Raw genomic sequence first — 5,611 nt, 5'->3', positions numbered from 1 at the left:
AAGGCAGATTCTCACGCGTTACTCACCCGTCCGCCACTCAACCCGAAGGTTGCGTTCGACTTGCATGTGTTAAGCAGACCGCCAGCGTTCATCCTGAGCCAGGATCAAACTCTCCATGTTAGAGTGTTTTTTTCTAGGCTCCGAAATGTCCCCTATTTATAGGAGACATTTCCAAGTTATCCTTATTAGTTGAGAGAGTCTCAGTTTCCTGATTCCCCTCGAATTTTTTTGACAAGGAGTTTTGTATGCTTGGCTTTCAAACTATTGATTTGTCTTGGTTCGGACGCTTGGATGTGGAGTGAACTCCGTTTCAAGCGCATTTACCAATGTAGTGCCTCTTTCTGGAGTTGTCAACCTTTTGCGGGATTTTTTTTTGAGGGAAGGCTGAAATTCCCTCGAATTAAGGGATTTAGCCGACTAATTTTTTTTTGCTCTACTCCTTTACTCAGAGAGTACCTTCCAGCAAACCACTCAGGCACTATGTCGATCGCACTATCCTGTTACACTCAAGTAACCAATCACCTGCCTACCCTCAGACAAACACACTCAACTCCCCCGCGCTCGCTTAACGCACGAACCAGGTATCCAGCCACGACAATCGAGCAAGATGCCAAAATGTAGTGATAGATTTTGACAAAAATGTGGAGGTTGTGTGAATTTTCAGTCTGTAATTGCTACGTTACACCAGTTCTGGAGCGATCGCGGTTGCCTGATTGCTCAACCCTATGACATCGAAAAAGGTGCAGGAACCAAGAACCCACACACGTTTCTCAGATCCATTGGCGATGAACCTTGGTCAGTAGCGTATGTAGAACCTTGCCGACGACCAACCGATGGACGCTACGGGGAAAATCCAAATCGCTTCCAACACTACTATCAGTATCAAGTCCTGATTAAACCCTCACCCAACACGATTCAAGAAATTTATCTGGATTCCCTCCGGGCTTTGGGCATTCATCCTGAAGATCATGATATTCGCTTTGTCGAGGATAACTGGGAAGATGCCACTGTCGGAGCCTGGGGAACCGGTTGGGAAGTTTGGCTCGATGGAATGGAAATTACCCAATTTACCTACTTCCAGCAGTGCGGTGGCGTAGACTGTCGCCCAGTTTCCATCGAAATTACCTATGGGTTAGAACGAATCTCCATGTATCTACAAAGAGTCGATGCGATGACCAAAATTCAGTGGAATGACCACCTTAACTACGGCGATGTTCACCTCCAAGGTGAAATAGAGCAATGTACCTATAATTTTGAAGCCTCTAACCCCGACTTATTATTGACACTGTTTGGTTTGTACGAACAAGAAGCCAAGCAACTCATTGACAAAAGCCTCGTCTTACCCAGTCTTGACTATGTTCTCAAATGTTCTCATACATTCAATTTGCTGGATGCCAGAGGGGTAATTTCGGTGACGGAACGGACACGCTATATTGGCAGAATTCGCAACTTAGCAAGGCGAGTGGCACAACTTTACTTACAGCAACGAGAAGGATTGGGATTTCCGCTCAAGTCATCACCCCCCTCTCAAAAGCTATCGGTTTAGGGTTGGCGACTGAATACCTTCGTTGTGCTTGTTGTTTCTTTCATACCGTTTTGGTTTGGAAACCCGGTTTAGCTATCCGATGAATCTTGCCAGTGGTTCCCTACTGAGTGTGGCTTATATTCTTGCCCTATTGTCTACAGCCCTTGTTGGCTTGCCTACTCGTACTGTTATCTGGCAAGAGTATAGTCTTTTAATCCTGAGTGTAATCGGCATCGGCATAATTTGTGCGATCGCGCTTCCTCGAATTTGGCGCACTGGACCTAGACCTAGATTATGGCTGATGGCTAGCCTAGTTGCGGTTATTGCCCTTCTATATGTGCAACTGCGCTTACCTCAACCTGCATCCAATGACATTAGTCAATTTGTTGCGTCTAGACAAGGTACGATGCAAGGGCAGGTTGTGACCATTCAAGGTGAAGTGGAAACCGTTCCGCGACTCACCCGATCACAGAAGGGACAATTTTGGTTAGAAGCTACCCAACTCACTGAACTGGAAAGTAATGAAAATCGCGGCACAACGACGCGAGGTGTCACCGGGAAGTTATATGTAACGGTTCCTTTATTGCAATCCACGGGTATTTTCCCGGGTCAAACTATTTCCGTTACGGGAGTTTTATACAAACCCAAACCTGCCGCTAATCCTGACGGCTTTGATTTTGCCACCTATTTAGCCAAGGAAGGCGCGTTTGCTGGCTTAAGTGGGCGACAAGTCAGTTTTCCCGATGAAAATCAAGAACCAAGCTGGGGATGGTGGATGTTACGCCAACGTATTATCCATGCCCAAGTTCGTCAGCTAGGGAGTCCAACGGGTTCCCTTTTGAGTTCTATTGTGTTGGGACGCAAAGCCGTCGATTTACCTTATGATATTCGCGACCTATTTATTCAAACTGGATTCGCTCATGTCTTGGCAGCGTCTGGGTTTCATGTATCATTAATTTTGGGTTCGGTATTAGCGTTAACGAAACGGTTGGGAACAAAAACGCAATTCGGGATTGGACTAACGGCGTTACTGATTTATGTTGGCTTAACGGGTTTACAACCATCAGTTCTGCGAGCTGCGATTATGGGAGTAGGCGCATTAGTGGCGCTGCTGACTCATCGACAAGTTAAACCCTTGGGTTCTCTATTACTCGCCGCAACGATTTTATTGATTATCAATCCGTTGTGGATTTGGGATTTAGGCTTTCAGTTAAGCTTTTTAGCCACTTTGGGATTGCTAGTAACCGTACCTCCCTTAGTTAAGCACCTCGACTGGTTACCTTCAGTTATTGCCGCTTTGATCGCCGTTCCCTTAGCCGCACTGTTGTGGACATTACCCTTACAACTGTATGTTTTCGGCATGATTGCCCCCTACAGTGTGGTTGCCAATATTATCGGCACACCCTTGATTAGTTTAATTAGCTTGGGGGGTTTTCTGAGTGCTTTGGTTGCGTTAATTTCACCCCCAGCAGGTAGTGCGATCGCGGGATTGTTGTACTATCCTCTTCAAGGCTTGCTGGAACTGGTGCGATTTTTTAATACTTTACCCGGTAGTTCAGTCGCCCTCGGCACGATTTCCCTGACGCAGTTATTTCTACTGTATGGGTTAATTGTTATCACTTGTATGAGTTCTCGCGTACAGTTACGAGGAGTATTCTCAGGTGTAATTGCTTTAATGATCGTTGTTTTACCCATTTGGCAATCGAGGCTGGAACAGTTTCAAGTTACTCTCTTAGCGGCTGATCAAGAACAGGTTTTGGTGATTCAGGATCAGGGTCAAGTGACGCTTGTCAATAGCGGGGAAACTGATACCGCCACCTTTACCATCCTGCCTTTTTTGCAAAAGCAAGGGGTTAATCAGGTGGATTGGGCAGTTGCTGTTGATTCACAACCTCGTTTTCGGAGTGGTTGGGTGCCAATATTGGAAAGTTTGCCCGTTAAGCGGTTTTATGACTTAGCTCATTCAGAACCGTTACCCACTGATACACAGGCGATCGCAGAAGCTGTTCAATCCCAAAATGGAATTTATGAAGTCGTGTCAACGGAACAACGTTTAGCAGTTGGTGCTACGGGTTCTGGAGAAAAAACGACGCTCGAATTAATCAAGGCTCAACCCCCTATCGTACAGCTTCAAATTAAGGATCAAACCTGGTTACTCTTGGGAGATATGTCACCCGATGAGCAAAACCAATTCGCCCAAAGGGGTAATCTCCCTCAAATTCAAGTGCTATGGTGGTCTGGTGAACCTCTCACGCCTCAATTGGTAGACGTACTCCAACCTGACGTTGCGATCGCATCGGCGGAAGTCATCGAACCCCAAGCCGCCAAACTCCTACAAAATGCTCAGATTGAATTGTACTGGACTGGGCGTGATGGGGCGATTCAGTGGACACCTGAACAGGGCTTTGAAACTACCTTGGAGGCTAACCGTACTGATGCGGCGCTTTTTTGAACCGTTGAGACGCTTTTGAGATGCTACTCAGTAACAATGAGTGCTACTATCATAAGAACAAAGACCTGGAGAGGTGGCAGAGCGGTTGAATGCGGCAGACTCGAAATCTGTTATGGTGTCACAACCATCGGGGGTTCGAATCCCCCCCTCTCCGTTGAAACGTCAACCTGAATTTAAAATTACACCTTGACAGATTGAGCGACTTGTGATACAGCTTTAAAGTGATTGATTAAGCCGCCACCTAAATCGCGAGGGGCTACGGCTTCAACCTTCACGAAGTGGAGGTAAGCCGTAGGGGAAGAGCGGGAAATACGAGGGCTAAACGCCCGAATTATTTCCAGTTATTTACCGGTGGTATAATGAATGGTAGCCATGAAACAAGTCCTCACGATAGTTGTAAAGCTTCAACCCTCCCCTGAACAGATGGCCTTCTTAGAGGCAACCCTTCAGGCGTTTGCGGATGCCTGCAACTATGTGAATGAACACACAGACTCTAAGCTGACCAATAAAATTGCGATTCAGTCCCTAACCTACCAAACCATCAAGAGCGAGTTTAACCTCGTGGCAAATATGGCTGTTAGGGCTTGTGCGCGTGTAGCTGTCAACCGCAAGGTTGCCAAGCTAAAAGGCAAGCCTGTTAAAAAGTTTGCCCCAGGCAGTATGGACTGCGATAAAGACTTGTTTCGACTTCGTGAACAGGACTGGACGGTAAGCCTTGCTACTGTTCGCGGTAGAGAGCGAGTCAAGTTGAACCCAGGTAACTACCAGAGAGGAAAACTCAAAGGGAGGAACCCAACTTCATCTCAATTATGTAAGCACCGCGACGGTCAGTTCTACCTGCATATTCAGATAAAAAATACCCCTCCAGATCCAAAAAATACCGATAAGGTAATTGGTATCGATTTAGGGCGTCGCGATATTGCCGTTACTACAGAAGATGAAAGGTGGAATGGCAAGCATATTCAGTCGGTGCGAGATAGGTTCAGCAAAGTAAGAGCATCTCTCCAGAAAAAAGCCTCGAAAGGCACGAGAACAACTCGACGTAGATGTCGAGAAGTTTTGAAACGGTTGTCGGGGAGGGAGAGGCGTTACCAACAATGGCTCAACCACAACATTTCTAAATCAGTGGTCAAACGAGCAGTTGAGTTAAGTGCCTCAATTGCTATAGAAGACTTAACAGGCATAAGGGAAAGAACTAACCAGCAACCGAGAAACAAGACTGAGCGAAGACGCTCAAATTCGTGGGCATTCTATCAACTGCGAATGTTCATTGAGTACAAGGCACTTTCTGCTGGTGTTCAATTTATCCCAATCCCCCCTGCTTATACTTCTCAAATGTGTCACAAGTGTCTGCATATTCACCCGGTAAAAGGAATCCCCACACTGCTAATGTAGTATAATTTTGTAGTATAGTGCCGATTATTAAGACTATCCAGCTTATTCAGCACCTTTTTGAAAGGAAAATCTTTTTTCATACAAAATCAATATCGTAGGCTTGTACTAAAGAAAAAGTTAGCGGGTAAGGATATTGTGAAAGTATCCATGGTCTTTTTTCTATAGCGGTAGTAAGGTTAAGACAGTGTTTACCAACCTCTATAGTCAAGTTAAAATCTTCCTGCAATCCCTCCCAGCAA

General features: G+C 45.8%; 3 protein-coding genes, 1 tRNA gene and 1 rRNA gene. 4 read left to right on the top strand and 1 reads right to left on the bottom strand.

The genetic code is table 11. The features are described from left to right. A 16S ribosomal RNA gene (locus RIG27_RS29330) occupies window positions 1-120 on the bottom strand; the annotation flags it as partial. A gap of 532 nt (window positions 121-652) precedes the next feature. Between RIG27_RS29330 and glyQ the strand changes: the two genes are divergently transcribed. The 4 genes from glyQ (at window position 653) to RIG27_RS29310 (ending at window position 5,372) form a co-directional block, all read left to right on the top strand. Beyond that, window positions 653-1,546 carry a glycine--tRNA ligase subunit alpha gene (glyQ, locus tag RIG27_RS29325; protein WP_446348915.1) on the top strand — a complete coding sequence of 298 codons (894 nt, stop codon included), beginning with the start codon at window positions 653-655 and terminating at the stop codon, window positions 1,544-1,546. 79 nt (window positions 1,547-1,625) lie between these two features. Continuing rightward, a complete protein-coding gene (locus RIG27_RS29320; RefSeq protein WP_446350646.1) occupies window positions 1,626-3,977 on the top strand; it encodes a ComEC/Rec2 family competence protein in 2,352 nt (783 codons plus the stop codon). A gap of 67 nt (window positions 3,978-4,044) precedes the next feature. After that, window positions 4,045-4,131 (top strand) — tRNA-Ser (locus tag RIG27_RS29315). A 209-nt stretch (window positions 4,132-4,340) separates the two neighbouring features. Further along, on the top strand, window positions 4,341-5,372 hold the full coding sequence (locus RIG27_RS29310; protein WP_446350645.1) for an RNA-guided endonuclease InsQ/TnpB family protein: 1,032 nt from the start codon (window positions 4,341-4,343) through the stop codon (window positions 5,370-5,372). Window positions 5,373-5,611 lie beyond the last annotated feature (239 nt).

The sequence above is a fragment of the Coleofasciculus sp. F4-SAH-05 genome, from assembly GCF_040222985.1.
In the GTDB taxonomy this organism is placed as follows: domain Bacteria; phylum Cyanobacteriota; class Cyanobacteriia; order Cyanobacteriales; family Coleofasciculaceae; genus Coleofasciculus; species Coleofasciculus chthonoplastes.
This window is presented reverse-complemented; position numbering and strand designations above follow the sequence as displayed.